The organism is Pseudomonas sp. NPDC088885, from assembly GCF_044750025.1.
GTDB lineage: Bacteria > Pseudomonadota > Gammaproteobacteria > Pseudomonadales > Pseudomonadaceae > Aquipseudomonas > Aquipseudomonas rustica.
Genome location: NZ_JBIVJB010000035.1, coordinates 31649 through 47556, shown reverse-complemented (window position 1 = coordinate 47556; position 15908 = coordinate 31649). Strand labels below are relative to the sequence as shown.

At 56.5% G+C, this 15908-nt stretch carries 19 protein-coding genes; 13 read left to right on the top strand and 6 right to left on the bottom strand.

Features of this window, described 5'->3' with window-relative positions; genetic code table 11:
• The 4 genes from ACIP1X_RS15970 to ACIP1X_RS15955 form a co-directional block, all read left to right on the top strand.
• Window positions 1–437 (top strand): ribonucleotide-diphosphate reductase subunit beta (locus tag ACIP1X_RS15970; protein ID WP_400753448.1); only part of this gene is annotated, 437 nt, incomplete at its 5' end.
• Window positions 438–785: 348 nt separating this feature from the next.
• A complete protein-coding gene (locus ACIP1X_RS15965; RefSeq protein ID WP_400753445.1) occupies window positions 786–1319 on the top strand; it encodes a Bro-N domain-containing protein in 534 nt (177 codons plus the stop codon).
• A gap of 113 nt (window positions 1320–1432) precedes the next feature.
• On the top strand, window positions 1433–2146 hold the full coding sequence (locus ACIP1X_RS15960; RefSeq protein WP_400753443.1) for an HNH endonuclease: 714 nt from the start codon (window positions 1433–1435) through the stop codon (window positions 2144–2146).
• A 251-nt stretch (window positions 2147–2397) separates the two neighbouring features.
• Complete coding sequence (locus ACIP1X_RS15955) at window positions 2398–3384, top strand: hypothetical protein (protein ID WP_400753440.1); 987 nt, start codon at window positions 2398–2400, stop codon at window positions 3382–3384.
• Window positions 3385–3550: 166 nt separating this feature from the next.
• On the opposite strand, the gene ACIP1X_RS15950 is transcribed toward ACIP1X_RS15955, so the two are convergent.
• Window positions 3551–4231, bottom strand: a complete 681-nt coding sequence (locus ACIP1X_RS15950) for a DUF6933 domain-containing protein (protein ID WP_400649945.1) — start codon at window positions 4229–4231, stop codon at window positions 3551–3553.
• Window positions 4232–4605: 374 nt separating this feature from the next.
• Between ACIP1X_RS15950 and ACIP1X_RS15945 the strand changes: the two genes are divergently transcribed.
• A complete protein-coding gene (locus ACIP1X_RS15945) occupies window positions 4606–4923 on the top strand; it encodes an XRE family transcriptional regulator (protein ID WP_053122904.1) in 318 nt (105 codons plus the stop codon).
• On the opposite strand, the gene ACIP1X_RS15940 is transcribed toward ACIP1X_RS15945, so the two are convergent.
• Window positions 4924–6441 (bottom strand): amidase family protein, encoded by a 1518-nt coding sequence (locus ACIP1X_RS15940; protein ID WP_400753439.1) that lies wholly within the window; start codon window positions 6439–6441, stop codon window positions 4924–4926.
• A 324-nt stretch (window positions 6442–6765) separates the two neighbouring features.
• Here ACIP1X_RS15940 and ACIP1X_RS15935 point away from each other — a divergent pair, with 324 nt between their 5' ends.
• Window positions 6766–7086: a helix-turn-helix domain-containing protein gene (locus ACIP1X_RS15935; protein ID WP_400753436.1), complete on the top strand. Its 321-nt coding sequence runs from the start codon at window positions 6766–6768 to the stop codon at window positions 7084–7086.
• A 12-nt stretch (window positions 7087–7098) separates the two neighbouring features.
• On the opposite strand, the gene ACIP1X_RS15930 is transcribed toward ACIP1X_RS15935, so the two are convergent.
• Complete coding sequence (locus ACIP1X_RS15930) at window positions 7099–8142, bottom strand: MBL fold metallo-hydrolase (protein WP_400753433.1); 1044 nt, start codon at window positions 8140–8142, stop codon at window positions 7099–7101.
• Window positions 8143–8357: 215 nt separating this feature from the next.
• Here ACIP1X_RS15930 and ACIP1X_RS15925 point away from each other — a divergent pair, with 215 nt between their 5' ends.
• The 3 genes from ACIP1X_RS15925 to ACIP1X_RS15915 all read left to right on the top strand — a co-directional run bounded on the left by ACIP1X_RS15925 (window position 8358) and on the right by ACIP1X_RS15915 (window position 10875).
• Window positions 8358–8966 (top strand): TetR/AcrR family transcriptional regulator, encoded by a 609-nt coding sequence (locus ACIP1X_RS15925; protein ID WP_159812741.1) that lies wholly within the window; start codon window positions 8358–8360, stop codon window positions 8964–8966.
• Window positions 8967–9123: 157 nt separating this feature from the next.
• Window positions 9124–10179 carry a diguanylate cyclase gene (locus ACIP1X_RS15920; RefSeq protein ID WP_400753430.1) on the top strand — a complete coding sequence of 352 codons (1056 nt, stop codon included), beginning with the start codon at window positions 9124–9126 and terminating at the stop codon, window positions 10177–10179.
• 162 nt (window positions 10180–10341) lie between these two features.
• On the top strand, window positions 10342–10875 hold the full coding sequence (locus ACIP1X_RS15915; RefSeq protein WP_053122919.1) for a DUF1003 domain-containing protein: 534 nt from the start codon (window positions 10342–10344) through the stop codon (window positions 10873–10875).
• Here the strand turns inward: ACIP1X_RS15915 and ACIP1X_RS15910 are convergent, their stop codons facing one another.
• Window positions 10876–11754: a LysR family transcriptional regulator gene (locus ACIP1X_RS15910; RefSeq protein ID WP_400753450.1), complete on the bottom strand. Its 879-nt coding sequence runs from the start codon at window positions 11752–11754 to the stop codon at window positions 10876–10878.
• A gap of 233 nt (window positions 11755–11987) precedes the next feature.
• Between ACIP1X_RS15910 and ACIP1X_RS15905 the strand changes: the two genes are divergently transcribed.
• Window positions 11988–12689, top strand: a complete 702-nt coding sequence (locus ACIP1X_RS15905) for a CTP synthase (protein ID WP_400753428.1) — start codon at window positions 11988–11990, stop codon at window positions 12687–12689.
• Window positions 12686–12991, top strand: coding sequence for an antibiotic biosynthesis monooxygenase (locus ACIP1X_RS15900; RefSeq protein WP_159812747.1), 306 nt, complete (start codon window positions 12686–12688; stop codon window positions 12989–12991). The genes ACIP1X_RS15905 and ACIP1X_RS15900 overlap by 4 nt, the downstream gene beginning before the upstream one ends.
• 127 nt (window positions 12992–13118) lie before the next feature.
• Here ACIP1X_RS15900 and ACIP1X_RS15895 read toward each other — a convergent pair whose 3' ends face one another.
• Entirely contained in the window at window positions 13119–13445 is a 327-nt protein-coding gene (locus ACIP1X_RS15895) for a DUF2025 family protein (protein WP_400753425.1), read from the bottom strand.
• Between the two features lie 220 nt (window positions 13446–13665).
• Between ACIP1X_RS15895 and ACIP1X_RS15890 the strand changes: the two genes are divergently transcribed.
• Both ACIP1X_RS15890 and ACIP1X_RS15885 read left to right on the top strand, forming a co-directional pair.
• Window positions 13666–14793: a glycerophosphodiester phosphodiesterase gene (locus tag ACIP1X_RS15890; RefSeq protein ID WP_400753423.1), complete on the top strand. Its 1128-nt coding sequence runs from the start codon at window positions 13666–13668 to the stop codon at window positions 14791–14793.
• 156 nt (window positions 14794–14949) lie between these two features.
• Window positions 14950–15255, top strand: a complete 306-nt coding sequence (locus ACIP1X_RS15885; RefSeq protein WP_282357912.1) for a PepSY domain-containing protein — start codon at window positions 14950–14952, stop codon at window positions 15253–15255.
• A 204-nt stretch (window positions 15256–15459) separates the two neighbouring features.
• Here ACIP1X_RS15885 and ACIP1X_RS15880 read toward each other — a convergent pair whose 3' ends face one another.
• Window positions 15460–15900: a hypothetical protein gene (locus ACIP1X_RS15880; RefSeq protein ID WP_400753421.1), complete on the bottom strand. Its 441-nt coding sequence runs from the start codon at window positions 15898–15900 to the stop codon at window positions 15460–15462.
• Window positions 15901–15908 lie beyond the last annotated feature (8 nt).

Sequence of the window (15908 nt, the reverse complement as noted above, 5' to 3'; positions counted from 1 at the left end):
TCCGATCCATGGGCCGCCGCAACAAAATGACCGGCGTCGCCGAGCAGTTCCAATACATCCTGCGCGACGAATCCATGCACCTGAACTTCGGCATCGACGTGATCAACCAGATCAAAATCGAAAACCCGCATTTGTGGGATGCTGAGATGAAGGAAGAAGCGACCCAGATGATTCTGCAGGGTACGCAGCTGGAGATTGAATACGCACGTGACACCATGCCTCGCGGGGTGTTGGGTATGAACGCGGCGATGATGGAGGATTATCTGAAGTTCATCGCTAACCGTCGTTTGTCGCAGATTGGTTTGAAGGAAGAGTATCCAGGGACGACTAACCCGTTCCCTTGGATGAGCGAGATTATGGACTTGAAGAAAGAGAAGAATTTCTTTGAGACGCGGGTTATTGAGTATCAGACTGGTGGTGCGTTGAGCTGGGACTAATAGTCTCACTTGGCACGATTTGACGATTGCGGTTTGAGTCGGCGAGTCGAGAAAGTAAAAAGCCCCGATCTGATCGGGGCTTTTTTATGGGCGATTGGTAATCATTTTTACGCCTACGTCACAGCGTTCAATCTCCTACAGCACTTACAGTTTCTTCCCATTGAAGCCTGCTATGAGCACTACTAAGCTCTATCGCAGGTGCCTAAGAAACGCCCAACGTAGAAAGCTTGGCCAGTGACACAGACGCGTAAATCGTCGGTGGCAACTGCTTTGCTCGTTGGGATTTCTTAAGTCCACTCTACGTTGGGGTCAGGCCCTCCCAAAATCCAAAACGTAGAGGTCATAGATATGTCTGATCCATGCTCGGTAACTGTCTTCTCTCGCCACAACCTTTCTCTGCATGCCCTTCTATTAGAGAACCAACCTTGGTTCTCCGCCCGCGATGTCGGCCGCTTGATGGGTTTCCATCTGAATGATCGGGTGGTCAACAAACTAGATAGCGATCAACGCCGCGTCATGTGGATTGAGTACTTTCGAGAACCTGAACAGCATCTGATGCTCAGTGAATCTGGGGTGTACGCGCTGTTGATCTATCACTACGTTCCGGGAAATCGGTTGTTGCGGGAATGGCTGACCAATGAGGTCGTGCCAACCTTGCGCGATGCGCAGGATTCAGGAGATTCAAATCGGCCAATGTTGAGTTTGTTGGATTGGCCGGCGATGTCTTTGAGTTTGCTGCATTGGCAAGATGAGGGCTGGATTCGGCTTCGGGATATGCCTTACCTGTTGAACGACCAAAAACCTCGGCGGGCGAAGGAAGGAAAATCTTGGTGGCGAAGGGTTTCGCAGGTGTTTCAGTTCTCGAAGCACTCGATGGGCTAGGGATGGATATGAAAGATCGCGCAGGATTCGTCGTTTTTTTCTGTAGGATTTTTCGTAGACAGATGTGATGGCCACTCAGTATCGTCCGAGGGTTTTCAACCCTCGGCGATTGTATGGACACGGATAAAAGTAATAGCGATTGGAGTGAGGTCGAGATTCAGGCGGCAGTCGATTCCTATCTCAAGATGCTTGCACGCGAGCAGAGCGGCCAGAAATTCGTCAAAACTGAGGAAAATCGAATCCTGCGTGAAGGCCCGTTAGCCGGTCGGACTAAAGGCTCTGTCGAGTTCCGGATGCAAAACATTTCTACCGTGCTGGTCGAAATGGGTAGACAGCGTATTGAAGGTTACAAACCTGCACAGAATGTTGGTGCGAATGTAGCGCGCAGCATCCGGAAGGCACTTGATGCTTCTACTGTTCTGACGCTTGAAGACTCTGAGCCCGCTGCGGACGAAATATTGCTGGAACAACGCGCCGCTAAGTTTGAGCGGAAGCAATTTGATTACGTCCCCAAAGGTAGAAAAACACCTCTCCAAACGACGTCCACCAGAAAAGTTTACTTTCGTGATCCTGAATTGAGGGGCTGGGTTCGGCAGCAGGCCAATGGGATTTGCGAAGGTTGTGGCAAAGTTTCGCCATTTAAAAAGGATGGGAAACCATTTCTGGAAGTTCATCACGTTAAGCATATGTCACAAGAAGGATCAGACCAGCCTTCGAATGTCGTGGCGCTGTGTCCTAACTGCCACCAACGTTGTCACCATTCGGACGACAGAGCGGAATTCACAGCTTGGCTTTATGACAACGTTGGAAGACTTGAAGAGGAATAATTTCGGTTTATCTGAATAACTGCATTGGCTGATCTTGGGGCAGCTTCGCTGCCCATCGGGGATAAATCCCCTCACCACAATTGAAACGTGTTGCTGCCGGGCGGGTGTCTGGATTCGGTAATGAGTTGATACCACCAATCGCCAGCAGGCTGACTCCCACAGATTCCGCATCATCCTGAAAACAATCAGTGCAACCTACCCCGCCTCCCGCTATTAATACCCCTCCCCCACTCAAGGATCCGAGCCCCACCATGAAATTCGATCTCGCCTACTGCCTCAGCCTCGACGACAAGTTGTCGATCTATGATGTTCGCGATCTCAATTTCGATGAGACGGTGGCGTTTGACTCGGCGAAGGAACACTTCCAGTGCCCCAACGATGCCTGTCGTTCAGCGTTCGAGGCCTCCAAAGAGTTGGGTACGTTCAACGCCAAGAACGTGAATTACGTGCGCACGCCGCACTTCAAGAATCTGCCCACTACACAGCATGTGGCGGGTTGTCCGTATGTGAGTTTGAAGGCTTCAGCGTCTGGCATTGAGACGGCGGATGGTGAGGCAGATGACGGTCGTGAGGAACACTTCCCATCCGAGTTGTTACTGACCCGGCGTGAGTATGTGCGCAAGCCCATCGCGCCAGCGGGGGTGGCGGATGTGTTGCGCGATGATCCGGTGCGGGCGGCGGCGGACGGTGGTAAAGAGTCGGCGAGGCGTGAATCGGCGCCGGACAAGACCAGTGTGTTTGCGCATCCGGTGGAGTGTTTTGTTTCCAACTTCGCCGACAAGGAGTTGCTTAAGCGGATGCCGTTGAAGGTCGGCGAGCATTCGGCGCCGTACAGTTCGTTCTTCAAGAAGATTGAGTATCTGACGGACAACAAGGGACTGATTTACTGGGGGCGGATCAAGAAGATCGAGGACTTCCACAGTGCCAGTTTTCGTATCGATTTCGAGGACAAGGTCTGGTTCAAGAAGCCCGAGGACAGTAAGAAGAAGCCGTATCCGGTCAGCGTTTATCTGAACAAGAAGCTGATCGACACCTACCGCAAGCGCAAGGCGTTTCTGGAGGAGATCAAGCACGCGGTGGATAGCGACAAGGCGTTGTTCTGTTTCTTCTATGGGGTGACGCCGGAGTTGAAGCAGGTGCCCGGCAAGAAGAACCCCGAAAAGCCTTTCGAGGTCTTCAATGCCAATATCGAGAACCTGGATCACTTCATTATTCGTGAGGCGCCGGGACTGGAGTGACGGTTAGCCTTGGGGTAGTTGCAGGTTGACGGCGCCAGCAGGCTGACTATGTCGGGATACAGAACTGCTGGAGCGACGCTCATACTGCTCAGCATTCCCACCCTGCAACATACGAGCGTGATTACTGATGACTTCGCGCCCGAGTTGCTCAAGCATGGGCTGCACCCTAGCGCCTATGACAAGCATTGATCTCTCGCCACGCCTCCAGACGTCGCTTCAAGGCACGTTCTATACCCGCCTCATCAACAGCGCAATATTCACGCAACCAGTGAGCGACCATTTCGACATTCGGCCAGTACATATCTTTCTGACCTTTGCTGCTTCTGGGCGTGTCATTCATCGCGGCATCGAAACCAATGGCTGCCCGTTCACCCGGTGGTAAACAGCCCGACTCAGATGCACTGCCTTGGAAATACCAGGCAATTTCATCAATGTGTTTTTGCGCACTGCGATGGCTACGCCGATAAAACCTGTAATCGTGACAGCCTTGATCCATGCGCTCCGGCATGACACCGGCATCGACCCAATCCATAAAGCCGTGATTGATCGCATCGCGGATCAATCCTTCACGCCAACGATCAGCAAACCAGGCAACGAAACCTTCTGCGTCGGCTTTTTTCGCCTCGGCGAAGACCATGCAGTAACGGGTTTTTACATGGATAACCAACAATACGTGCTTACGTTGCACCGTGATCGCATGAACTAGCCATTGCTCTACGGAATTGCTGGCCTCGTCATCTTCAATGGCCTTCGACGGGGGGTTGTTGTCCACCGGCGTGATTTTTTTGCCTTTGTGAACCCGGCTGAAAAACTTGCTGGCAGCTTCGGTGCAATTGAAGATCAACATGCGTTTTCTCTTTTGAATACCGAGGCCATCTTAGATCAACCGGGTATCCACTTCACTGATCTCATTCCCTTCCCAGTGACGACTGAAGGAAAGCTACCCACACGGTGTCGGAGTTTTCTGCAACGTCCCAACACACGTCAAACACTCCCACAGCCGACGGAGCAGTTACCCGTAAGCTTGCCTACCTTCGATCGTTCTTGCGCCCGCAGACCGGGACGAGTTTCAGCGAGCAGCGACGACTCGGTCAGGCACCGTCCGTCTGGTTGGAGGCGGCGAATCAGGGAAAATCAAAAAATGCGTTTGATCCCGGCCGAAAACAACTGTACAAAAACACAGTATATTTTCAATCAGCACTCTTGAGCCCGGAGCACACCATGGCCACTTCTGCGATGAACCTCATTCTCGAACATATTGCGCTTTTCCAGTTTACCCCGACGCATTGCACGCAGGCCCGAGCCATGCTGGGCTGGAGCGCTGAGCAGTTGTCGCGTGAGGCCCAGGTGTCTGTCGAAGACATTCAGCGGTTTGAGGCGCAGCAGGATGTGGCCGATGCGGCGCGTCTGGCATTGGCGTATCGCTTGGAAGCGCAGGGGTTGGTGTTCTTTCCCGGGTTCGCGCCGGGCCGTAAATTGAATCCCCAGGCTATGCAGCAGAACGCTGTCGAGCGTGGGGATTTTGCTCAGGTCGGATGATTACTTGAAGGCAGGATGACGCAGTTCGGCCGAGGCTTGTTCATAGCTGTAGGCCATGGCGAACAGTTGCGGCTCGCTCCAGGCTTTGCCGAAAAAGAACACCGAGGTCGGCAGTCCGTCATCGTCCATGCCCGATGGCACAGTGATCGCTGGATAGCCGGCGACGGCGGCGGCGAACTGCGAGTAGCCGTCGGCTTCGGCAACCATTGCATCGAGATTGTGTTCTTGCAGTTGTTCGTCGATGGCGCCCTTGAATTTTTCGCTGATGGTTGCGAGCGAGGCACGTGCCTGATCATGGGTCATGTCCATATCGTTGATCGCTTCGAGCATGGCTTGTCCGTGACCTTCGTCGCCGGGATTGGCTTTGTTGAAGTCGATCAGCGCTTGCAGCGACTGGACTGGCAGGTCGGGACGGCTGGCGAAGTATTCGGGCAACTCGTGTTTCATTCCGCCCATCAGGCTGGGGATGTAGCCATCGATGTCTGGCAAACGAACCGTCACGGGTACGATCGTGGCGCCTTGTTCCTGCATCGCTGCCATGGCCATCAGAAATTCGACGCCAGGCGTCAGAGGCGTACCGTTGGTGCCTACGTAGGCAACGGGATAGCCGATGCGTTTGCCTTGCAGGGCATCGTTGCTTAACAGTGCGGTGTAATCAATTCCTGTCGGTGCACCCGAGGTGGCGGAATCTTCTGCATCAACCCTTTGTAGGAGGTTGAAGGTCAGCGCCGCATCGCGCACAGTACGGCTGAGGGTGCCCGGAGTGTCTTGCAGTCGAGTGATCGGCACGATCCCGGATCGGCTTAACAGACCTAATGTCGGTTTGACGCCAACCACGCCGTTAGCCGAGGCCGGGCAAGTGATCGAACCGTTGGTTTCAGTGCCCAGGGAAATTGGGGCGTAACCTGCTGCCACAGCAGAGGCGGAACCGGAGCTGGAGCCGCAGGTGCTTTCGCTCGCCAGATGTGGGTTTTTCCCTTGGCCACCGCGACCGCTCCAGCCATGCGGCAGATCCATGTCCCGCACGTAAGCCCACTCACTCATATTGGTTTTACCCAACACAATCGCGCCAGCATTCCGTAATTGCTTAACCACGAAAGCATCAGCGGCAGCCGGCTGACCGACCATCGCTAAAGAACCCGCGCTGGTTTGCAGACTGTCGGCGGTGTCGAAGTTGTCTTTGAGCAGCACGGGAATGCCGTGCAGCGCGCCCCGCGTCTGACCTGCTGCGCGCTCTTCATCCAGTGCCTTGGCGATATCGAGCGCTTGCGGGTTGAGCTCGATAACGGCGCGAAGGGCCGGGCCTTGTTTGTCCAGGTCAGCGATTCGCTGCGTGAGGTGCTCAACCAGTGCGACGGCAGTCAGTTCATTGCTCGCCATCATGTTGCCGAGCTCAGTAACGCTGGCGTATTCGAGCGGGGCGTTCGCCGTGGCGGCGTTGGCAATGGTTGTGGCTGTCAGCGAAATCAGAATTGCTTGCGCCAGCGTGTTTATGCGGCGTTTGAAGGGGTGTTTCATGTGGATCATCCTTGTATGAAAAAACGCGAGTGACTCATTCACTCGCGATACAGCCTACCGACACCGTCAGAAAGCGCTGTCAGCAACAAGGACAATCAGCAGTAGGAAAAGTCAGCCTGACTTGTAGCCGCTACACGGGATGGAGGCTTTTTCTGACGCCGCTTCTTCCAGATTCAGCCAGCATTTACGCTCACTCTCAGCAGGTGAAAGCAAACGTTGAACATTATCCCTATATAGGTATATTCGGCACGATCATAAGCACTCGCTCCTGTTGTAAATGCAGCACAAACGAGAGCGCCCACGATCACGCCAAAGGATCATCAAATGATAGAAATTGAAGAAGGCAGCGGCAACGTCTACCAAGACCTCGGCTTGCCCAATGCCAGTGAAATGCAGGTCAAATCACAACTCGCGGCCAAGATCGGCGAAATCATAAGGGCACGCCATCTGACCCAAATTCAAGCTTCGGAAATTCTGGGTTTGTCTCAGCCCAAACTCTCCGAAATGCTTCGCGGGAAATTTCGCGGTATCAGTGAGGCCAAAATGATGGAGTGTCTTTCTCGGCTCGGACGAGACGTACAAATAGTGGTGAAATCAGCCCCTCGTTCAAGAAAAGAGGGGCGTATTGAGGTGGTATTCGCTTGACGCGATAAGGCGTCAGGCGCCCTGCACCGCTGCTTCAGTCTCACCTTCAACCGTCAACCACCACGCACTCCCCCGCTGCGGCTGCGCCAGATTAAACGCCTCGCCCATCTGCGGCGTCGTGATCGTCACACTGCGCTCCCACGCCAGCGCGAGGATTCGGTCGAACGGTTCGTGCCACGCATGCATGGCCAGGTCGAACGTGCCGTTGTGGATTGGAAATAGCCAGCGGCCCTTGAGGTCGATGTGCGCTTGCAGGGTTTGTTCCGGTTGCATGTGCACGTGTGGCCATTCGACGTTGTAGGCGCCGGTTTCCATCAGGGTCAGGTCGAACGGGCCGTATTCTTCGCCGATGCGTTTGAAGCCGTCGAAGTAGCCGCTGTCGCCGCTGAAGAAGATGCGCGTGTCTCCGTCGATCATCACCCACGACGCCCACAGTGTGCTGTTGCCGTCGAACAGGCCTCGACCGGAGAAGTGTTGCGACGGGGTGGCGATGAAGCGGATACCGGCGATTTCGGTGCCCTGCCACCAGTCGTACTGGCGCACTTTGCTGGCGTCGATGCCCCATTTGATCAGGGTGTCGCCGACGCCGAGCGGGGTCAGGAAGTAGTTGGTTTTTTCAGCGAGTTTGAGTACGGCTTGGTGGTCGAGGTGGTCGTAGTGGTTGTGCGACAGGATCACCGCTTCGATCGGCGGCAATTGGTCGATGCTGATGGGTGGCTGGTGAAAACGTTTCGGGCCGGCCCATTGCACGGGCGAAGCGCGCTCGGCGAAGACCGGGTCGGTGATCCAGAATTTATCGCGCAGGTTCAGCAGCAAGGTCGAATGGCCGAGGCGATAGACGCTGTGGTTCGGCGCGGCCAGCAGGTCTTCGCGGGTCAGCGCTTGCACCGGGATCGGCGCGGCGGGCCGGGTGTCGCGGGGTTTGTGGAAGATCATGTTCCACATGATCCGCAACATTTTGCGCAGGCCTTCGCGCTGCACTGGCGCGTGGTTGCGGAACAGCCCTTGAGCCTGACGTGAGGCTTCGGGTGTTGAAGCGGGATTTGGGTTGGCCATGACTGAATGACTCCTGAAAAACCGGGGAATTCACGGCGTTTCACGGTGGGACGATAAATGGCCATGGCTGCACGCACAGGCCGAACTGTCTGTTTTTTAGGTTGCGAGGATTAACGCAACATTACACTGAGCGGTGTAGTTTCTAGGTTGTATCAAACACGATGACAAGTAAACTACCGAGTGTAATTTCATCCACTTCCTGCCGAAGCGTACTTATGACAGCTCCACAGCGCCTCACCGACCGTAAACGCGAAGCCATTATTCAGGCGGCGATTGCCGAATTTCGTGCCAACGGGTTCGAGGTCACCAGCATGGATAAGATCGCCGCGACGGCGGGTGTGTCGAAGCGAACGGTGTACAACCATTTCCCCAGCAAGGAAGAGTTGTTCGCCGAGATTCTGAATCAGTTGTGGGCGCGGATCAGCGCAGAAATGCGCGAACCGTATTGCGCCGACAAGCCTTTGCGCGAGCAGCTGCGGCAGATGCTGTTGGCCAAATTGCAGATGATGGCCGACGACAATTTCCTCGGCCTGGCGCGGGTGGCGATTGCCGCCACCATTCATTCCCCGGAGCGTGCGCAGAACATGGTGGCGCGCATGGGCGAACGTGAAGAAGGCCTGACGGTGTGGATTCGTGCAGCGGTGGCCGACGGTCGATTGAAGCCTGTCGATCCGGAATTCGCCGCGCATCAGGTGCAAGGCCTACTGAAGTCGTTTGGCTTCTGGCCACAGATTTCCATGGGCCAACCGCCGCTGGATGCCGAGATGCAGAACACCGTCGTTGAATCGGCTCTGGACATGTTTCTCGGCTGTTATCAGCTCTAACGCGCCACTCTCCTGCGTGAGCCATCGATTAATGGCTCGGAAGGACACTGATCATTCCTGTTGGAATAAATGACAATGTCCGACAATCGACCGACAGACGGTCGACCTGAGGAAATATACTGCAAAGTATTTCAGGACGAATTTCGCGCAGGACACCATGGAAAACAATCGCGGCAAAGGCTTGTCATTCGCCAGACGTATTTACCTGCCCCGGATCATCGGTCTGGGCGTCGGTTTTTTCTGTGTCGGCGCCGCGCTGTATCCGCTGAACATGCCGGGCTGGATCTGGGCACTGTTGCTGTTTAACGGCTTTGCCTGGCCGCATCTGGCGTATCAGATCTCCACGCGCTCTGCGTTCCCCTATCAGGCCGAGCGCCGCAACATGCTTTATGACTCGCTGTGCGGCGGGTTCTGGGCGGCGAGTTTTCAGTTCAATCCGCTGGCGACCGTGACCATTCTGTCGATGATGACCATGAACAACGTGGCGGCCGGTGGCCAGCGACTGTTCGTGTTTGGCGCCCTCGCTCAACTCGTCGGCGTGTTGCTGGGCTGGTCGATCTTCGGTTTCAAATTCAGTCTGACGATGACACAGGCGCAAGTCTGGGCCTGTCTGCCGATGCTTACGCTGTATCCGCTGGCGCTGGGCATGGTTTGTTATCGACTGGCGATCAAATTGTCCCAGCATAAACGTGCGTTGAGTGCGCTCAGCCGTACCGACAGCCTGACCGGCCTGCTCAATCACGGCGCCTGGAAAGACCTGCTGCATCTGAAGTTTCAGCAGTGTCGTCAGCACAACACGCAAGCCACATTGGCGTTGATCGATATCGATCATTTCAAAGTGATCAACGACAGTTTTGGGCACATCGTTGGCGATGCGGCGCTGCGTCAATTGAGTCTGGAGCTCAAGCGTGTGCTCGATGAATATGAGTTGGCCGGGCGCTATGGTGGAGATGAGTTTTGCGTGATTCTGCCGACGCTGCCATTGGCCAAAGCCGAGGTGCTGATGGAGCAGTTGCGCGAGGCGCTGGAGCAGTATCGCCATCCGGATGTGCCGGATTTGCGGGTGAGTTTGAGTATTGGCCTGGCGCGCTATCAGGCCGGGTATAAGGACGCGGTGGATTGGCTGGAGGATGCGGACAAGGCGTTGTATACGGCGAAACATACGGGGCGCAATACGATCAGTGTCGCATTGGCGCATGACGCCAGAGTTTGAGGGACGGTGGCGCCGCCTTCGCGAGCAAGCCCGCTCCCACAATTTGACCGAGTTTCATCAGTAGGAATGCAGTTCAAATGTGGGAGCGAGCCTGCTCGCGAAGAGGCCGGCAGCCACAACGCAAGACTATATGCACAGCCACCCAACCCCGCCGAGCCCATCATGACCCCTGACCCATCGGAAAAACCCACCACCGACCCCACCGATCACCTGCGCTTCCACCGCCCTCACGCCCACCTCGCCACCACGTTCGGCAACGACACCTTCGCCTTGCGCGCCGAGGCCTTTGCGCGGTTCTTCGGCACGCCGACATTTCTCGGCGCGCAAACCCTGATCGTGTTGCTGTGGGTCTGCCTCAACGTTTTCGGCGTGACCACGTTCGATGTTTACCCGTTCATCCTGCTCAACCTCGCGTTCAGCCTGCAATCGGCCTACGCCGCGCCGCTGATTCTGCTCGCGCAAACCCGCCAGGCCGCGCGCGACAAGGCGCAATCCGACGCCGACGCCCAGCACCGTGAAGACCTCGCGCGAGCTAATACTGAGCGTCAGGCTCAGGCCGCACAGAACACCGCGCAGTTGCTGGAATTGCTGGAGCAAAACACCCGCCTCACCGAGATGACCAAGAGCCTGACCGAACGCATCGAAAGTCTCACCAGCGAGATGCACGATCACATGCGCCAGTCTGCGCAGCGCTGATCACGGCAGACGCAGCGCCCGCCCAAGTTCATCGAACAGCGTGACCACCGAGCGCAACGCCCGGCAATCCGGACGGGTCAGCAGCCACAGCGCGGTGTCGTAACCGTGCAACGGTTCGCTCAAGGCTTGCAGGTCATCGCCCATCAGAAAATCCGGCAATGCCGCCACACCGAGCCCGGCGCGTACCAGTTCAGTCACCGACAACATGCTGTTGCAGCGATAACCCGGCACAACGCCGGGCAAGTGCTGACGGCGCCAGGCGATGGTCGGGTGATCGGGCAGAAAGTCATCCGGGGCGATCCAGGTCAGCGCGGTCAGATCTGTAGGATCGACGTTCTGCAGATAGCGCGGACTGGCACAGACCCTGTAGGAAATCTTCGCCAGTTGCCGTCCGACCAAGTGCTCCGGCGGTGTGCGTGTCAGACGCAGGGCAATGTCGGCATCACGGCGGCGGAGGTTGGCGAAGTCGTTGGAGGTGCTCAGTTCGATGGTCAGCGCCGGGTAGTTGGGCATGAACTGCGCCAGCGCCGGCAGAAGCAGGCCTTGCAGTACCGAGTCGGTGCAGGTCAGACGCACCGTGCCGCTGATCACTTCGCCGCCCTGCTCCACGCCAATGCGCGCGGCTTCGAGGGCTTGCTCGGCGCGTTCGGCCTGCTCGGCGAGGTTCTGTGCGAGGGTGGTCGGCAGGTAACCGGCGCGGCTTTTTTCGAACAGTTGCTGACCGAGTGCCGACTCGAGACGGCGCACGGCGCGGAACACGGTGGAGACGTCTACTTTTAACAGCTGAGACGCGCGGGCCAGAGAGCCGGCGCGCGTTAGAGCGAGGATCAGGGCCAGATCGGGGTAGTCGAGCTGATAGTGCGCCGCTGCATTGATCACTTGGGGAAACGCCAATATTGAGTGCGTGAGCGCCAATCTATAGTGAGTGGCGTTAGCGGGCAATCACACCTTCTTCAAAGCAAACGCAAAACTCTGTGGTGAGGGGATTTATTCCCGTTCGGCTGCGAAGCAGTCGTCGCTCTTGAAATCTTGGGGCCGCTTCGCTGCCCAACGGGGATAAATCCCCTCGCCACAAAAGCAATCACATTGTTCATTCAAGAAAAGGAATTTACATGGACGCTGTTTCCATCGCCCTCATCGGCGATTACGACCCGCAGGTGACTGCCCATCAGGCCATCCCCGTCGCCCTTGGGCTGATCGCTGAACACCTCGCCCGCCCCGTGCATTTCGAATGGCTGGCCACCGACCAGATTCACGCCGATAGCGCGCTGCATCGTTTCGACGGCATCTGGTGCGTCCCTGCCAGCCCTTACAAAAACGAAGCCGGCGCTCTACGGGCCATCCGTTTTGCCCGCGAGCAGCAGCGACCTTTCCTCGGCACCTGCGGTGGTTTTCAACATGCCGTGCTGGAATTTTCCCGCAACGTGCTGGGCTGGGCCGACGCCGAGCATGGCGAAACCTCGCCCGATTCCGAACGTGCTTTGCTCACGCCGTTGACTTGTTCACTGGTCGAAGCGGTGGGCAGCATTCATTTGATTCCCGGCTCGCTGATCGCCAAGGCGTACGAAACGTCGGAAATTGAGGAAGGCTATCGCTGCCGCTACGGTGTGAATCCGCAGTTCGAGGGTGATCTTCTGAGCAATGGCCTACACGCCACAGGTCATGATTCGGTGGGGGATTTACGCGCGATCGAGCTCAAGGATCATCGGTTCTTCGTCGCGACGTTGTTCCAGCCGGAACGCGCGGCGCTCAAAGGGAAAATCCCGCCGCTGGTGCGGGCGTTTGTCGAAGCTTGCGCGGAGGCACGGCGATGACCTCGTGTTTTGCGGTGATCTTCACCTCGACGCGCACTGAGGGTGATAACGGTTACGCCGCAGCCGCCGAGCGCATGGAGGAGCTGGTGAATATGCAACCGGGGTATCTCGGTGTGGAGTCGGTTCGTGGGGCGGATGGTGTCGGCATTACTGTGTCGTATTGGGAGAGTGAGGCGGCGATTCTTGCGTGGCGGCAGAATCCTGAGCATCGGGTGATTCAGGAGCGTGGGCGATCGATTTGGTATTCGAAGTTTCATACGCGGGTGTGCCGGGTTGAGCGGGAGTATCGGTTTGGGCAGTGAGGGTGGTGGCGCAGTCTAGGCCGCCTTCGCGAGCAAGCCCGGCTCCTACAAAAGATTTGCGAGCGCCACCAATCCTTGTAGGAGCCGAGCTTGCTCGCGAAGAGGCCCGCTCAGTCACAGCAAAATCTCAACCACGCACCAAGCTGCGCACCGCCACAATCTCCGGCACTTCAACCTTCTGCATATACACCCGCAACGGCTCGGTAATGTTGATCCGCTGATCAATATGCTGATCCAGCAGCAACTGAATCAACTCACGTTTAAGCGTCATGGTCTGCTCGGTCGCCGGTGCCCAGACGAATTCGCTGGTCGGAATAATGCCGTCATCGGCCACGTCCATGCCGAACGAATCTTCGCTGAAACGCACGATGTATTGACCGGTTTTACGATTGAGGCCGACAAAACCCTTGAGGTCGTCGGCAGCCTGGCAGATGAGTTGGGAGGTGATGCGCATGGTAAACCTCACGAAAAGTGATCGATGGTTTACACGCAAGGTGATCGAGTGGCGCGCCCTCTGCCGGGGCGTCTGCCGAGGGCAAGCGTACTGCAGTTGGCGAGCAGAATTGTAGGAAAATTCGGTTTTAATACATTTATGTCGGTCTGGCGATAGCACGCAATCGATTCAGTTGTTAAAAGGTACGTCTTTGAAACAGACCCGCGAAAGGATCTCGAACATGCCCGCCACTTTCACCAAAAGCGCCCTCATGCTGAGCCTGTTGCTCGGACTCGGTCAGGCGCACGCCGCCAGCCAGAGCAATCCCGACGCCGTGGCCGGGGCGCATGGCATCCCGCACCCGGCGGTGATCGCTCACCGTGGCGCGTCCTTCGATGCACCGGAATCCACCGCCGCCTCCTACACACTGGCCCGCGACCTCGGCGCTGATTATCTGGAAATGGATTTGCAGCGCAGCAAGGATGGCGTGCTGTTCGCCCTGCACGATGACAATCTGCAGCGCACCACCGACGTCGCGAGCAAGTTCCCGGATCGCAAGGACAGCCCGGCCAACGCCTTCACCATGGCCGAACTGAAAACCCTCGACGCCGGCAGCTGGTTCAACGCCAAGTACCCGGAGCGCGCGCGTCCTTCTTATGCCGGGCTGAACATTCTGACCCTGGACGAAATCATCAACATCGCCCAGGCCAACCCGCACCACAAGCCAGGCCTGTACATCGAAACCAAAGAGCCGCAGCTGTTCCCGGGCATCGAGCATGACCTCAAGGAAAAACTGCAGGATCGCGGCTGGCTGAGCCCGGCCGGTTCGAAACTGGCGAAGAGCCCGTTGGGCGTGGGTCAGGGTAAAGGCAAGGTAATCCTGCAGACGTTCGAGAAAAACAGCCTCGAACTGCTGGAAAAAGAAATGCCGCAGGTGCCGAAAATTCTCCTGTTGTGGGTCGGCGAAGGCAGCATCGAACCGAAATCGAAAGTGACCTTTGCCGAGTCGGGCGAGAAGGACAAAAACGTTTTCTACGGCAAACAGGAGCCGAAGTCCGAAGCCGAGTTCAAGCAGTGGGTCGACTATGCCAAGGCGCAAGGTGCAATCGGCACCGGCCCTTCCGCGAAGTTGACCAACAGCGGCGATCAAAGCTATTCGGATCTGGTGCAACCGTGGATGAATAAATACACCCACGATCAAGGCATGCTTGTTCACGTTTACACCGTCGATGAGCCGGTGGATTTCGAGAAGGTGATGGCTGCGGGTGTCGACGGCATCTTCACCAACCGCGCCAGCGAACTGTTGAAGTTCTATAAGCGTCCGGCGGCCGGCAGTGTTGATCAGGTGTTGAAGAACAACGGTTATTGAGCGGCGATCGAGTTGGCTGCATCGCGAGCAGGCTCGCTCCTGTAAGAGCAGTTTGTTGGCGGTGCTAGTTTTTAAGGGTGAATTAAGTTGCGCTGGTTAACCTGAACTCACTTAAACAGCTCACCCAATTAGACACACCACTAAAGGATTGAACCGATGAAAACTTTGACTGCCCTGTTTACTGCCGCTGCTCTGACCCTGACTGCTGGCCTGGCCCAAGCTGATGTTCGCGTCGACCAGATCCCTCAGTTGGTGAAGGAAGGCAAGATCAAGTCGCTGGAATCGATGAACGCCGAAGCGTTGAAACTGCACCCGGGTGCGACCATCACCGACACCGATCTCGATAACCACTTCAATGGTTATGAGTATGAAGTTGAACTGAAACTGGCCGATGGCACTGAGTGGGATGTCGACTTCGACGCCACTACCGGTAAAGTGCTGAGCAACAAGCAAGACCACTGATATAGCGCACTAGCGAAAGCCGCACGATTGAAAGATCGTGCGGCTTTTTCATGTCCGCCACAAAATACGTATGCGCCCCCGATCCACTGTGGGAGTGGGCTTGCTCACGAAAGCGTTGGTTCAGCCACATTGATGTCGACTGACATATCGCTTTCGCGAGCAAGCCCGCTCCCACAGTTGATCGAGTAAGACCTGAAATTATGTTTAGGCCGAAGTACTGACCAACGCCCCCGACGTACTCGACCCCGAATCCTGCAATGCCTGCAACAACGACGCCGTAGCCGTCTGCAAAGAAGCCGACGTCGTGGTGATCTGCGCCTGCGCTGCCGCCACGTCCGCCGCTTTGGCATCCGCGCTTTCCTGCTTCGCCTGCGCCGCTTGCAGTGCCTGCTGCTGTTGCTGCAATTGCTTTTGCAGCTCGGCAATCTGCTTGCGCAGCTCCTTCACCGAATCCGATTCTTCGCTGCTGCTGGAACTGCTATCCCCCGCCGGTGCCGCGCCGCCCGCCGCTTTCGGCGCATCGCCGGATGCACTCGCAGTGGCCGTCGCGGTGGTGCTGGTGTCGTCGCCAACGTCGTTGATCGTGGTTTTACTGGTGGACGTAGTGACAGTCTGATTGATCGAAACAGAGCTGATGCTGACCATGGAAATAC

Excerpts from the sequence above, each read along its gene's own strand:
- ACIP1X_RS15920 (WP_400753430.1), top strand. The coding sequence starts at position 9,124 with ATGGAAAACAATCGCGGCAAAGGCTTGTCATTCGCCAGACGTATTTAC.
- ACIP1X_RS15900 (WP_159812747.1), top strand. The coding sequence starts at position 12,686 with ATGACCTCGTGTTTTGCGGTGATCTTCACCTCGACGCGCACTGAGGGT.
- ACIP1X_RS15945 (WP_053122904.1), top strand. The coding sequence starts at position 4,606 with ATGGCCACTTCTGCGATGAACCTCATTCTCGAACATATTGCGCTTTTC.
- ACIP1X_RS15940 (WP_400753439.1), bottom strand. The coding sequence starts at position 6,441 with ATGAAACACCCCTTCAAACGCCGCATAAACACGCTGGCGCAAGCAATT.
- ACIP1X_RS15935 (WP_400753436.1), top strand. The coding sequence starts at position 6,766 with ATGATAGAAATTGAAGAAGGCAGCGGCAACGTCTACCAAGACCTCGGC.
- ACIP1X_RS15885 (WP_282357912.1), top strand. The coding sequence starts at position 14,950 with ATGAAAACTTTGACTGCCCTGTTTACTGCCGCTGCTCTGACCCTGACT.
- ACIP1X_RS15950 (WP_400649945.1), bottom strand. The coding sequence starts at position 4,231 with ATGTTGATCTTCAATTGCACCGAAGCTGCCAGCAAGTTTTTCAGCCGG.
- ACIP1X_RS15955 (WP_400753440.1), top strand. The coding sequence starts at position 2,398 with ATGAAATTCGATCTCGCCTACTGCCTCAGCCTCGACGACAAGTTGTCG.
- ACIP1X_RS15905 (WP_400753428.1), top strand. The coding sequence starts at position 11,988 with ATGGACGCTGTTTCCATCGCCCTCATCGGCGATTACGACCCGCAGGTG.
- ACIP1X_RS15880 (WP_400753421.1), bottom strand. The coding sequence starts at position 15,900 with ATGGTCAGCATCAGCTCTGTTTCGATCAATCAGACTGTCACTACGTCC.
- ACIP1X_RS15895 (WP_400753425.1), bottom strand. The coding sequence starts at position 13,445 with ATGCGCATCACCTCCCAACTCATCTGCCAGGCTGCCGACGACCTCAAG.
- ACIP1X_RS15925 (WP_159812741.1), top strand. The coding sequence starts at position 8,358 with ATGACAGCTCCACAGCGCCTCACCGACCGTAAACGCGAAGCCATTATT.
- ACIP1X_RS15890 (WP_400753423.1), top strand. The coding sequence starts at position 13,666 with ATGCCCGCCACTTTCACCAAAAGCGCCCTCATGCTGAGCCTGTTGCTC.
- ACIP1X_RS15915 (WP_053122919.1), top strand. The coding sequence starts at position 10,342 with ATGACCCCTGACCCATCGGAAAAACCCACCACCGACCCCACCGATCAC.
- ACIP1X_RS15960 (WP_400753443.1), top strand. The coding sequence starts at position 1,433 with ATGGACACGGATAAAAGTAATAGCGATTGGAGTGAGGTCGAGATTCAG.
- ACIP1X_RS15965 (WP_400753445.1), top strand. The coding sequence starts at position 786 with ATGTCTGATCCATGCTCGGTAACTGTCTTCTCTCGCCACAACCTTTCT.
- ACIP1X_RS15930 (WP_400753433.1), bottom strand. The coding sequence starts at position 8,142 with ATGGCCAACCCAAATCCCGCTTCAACACCCGAAGCCTCACGTCAGGCT.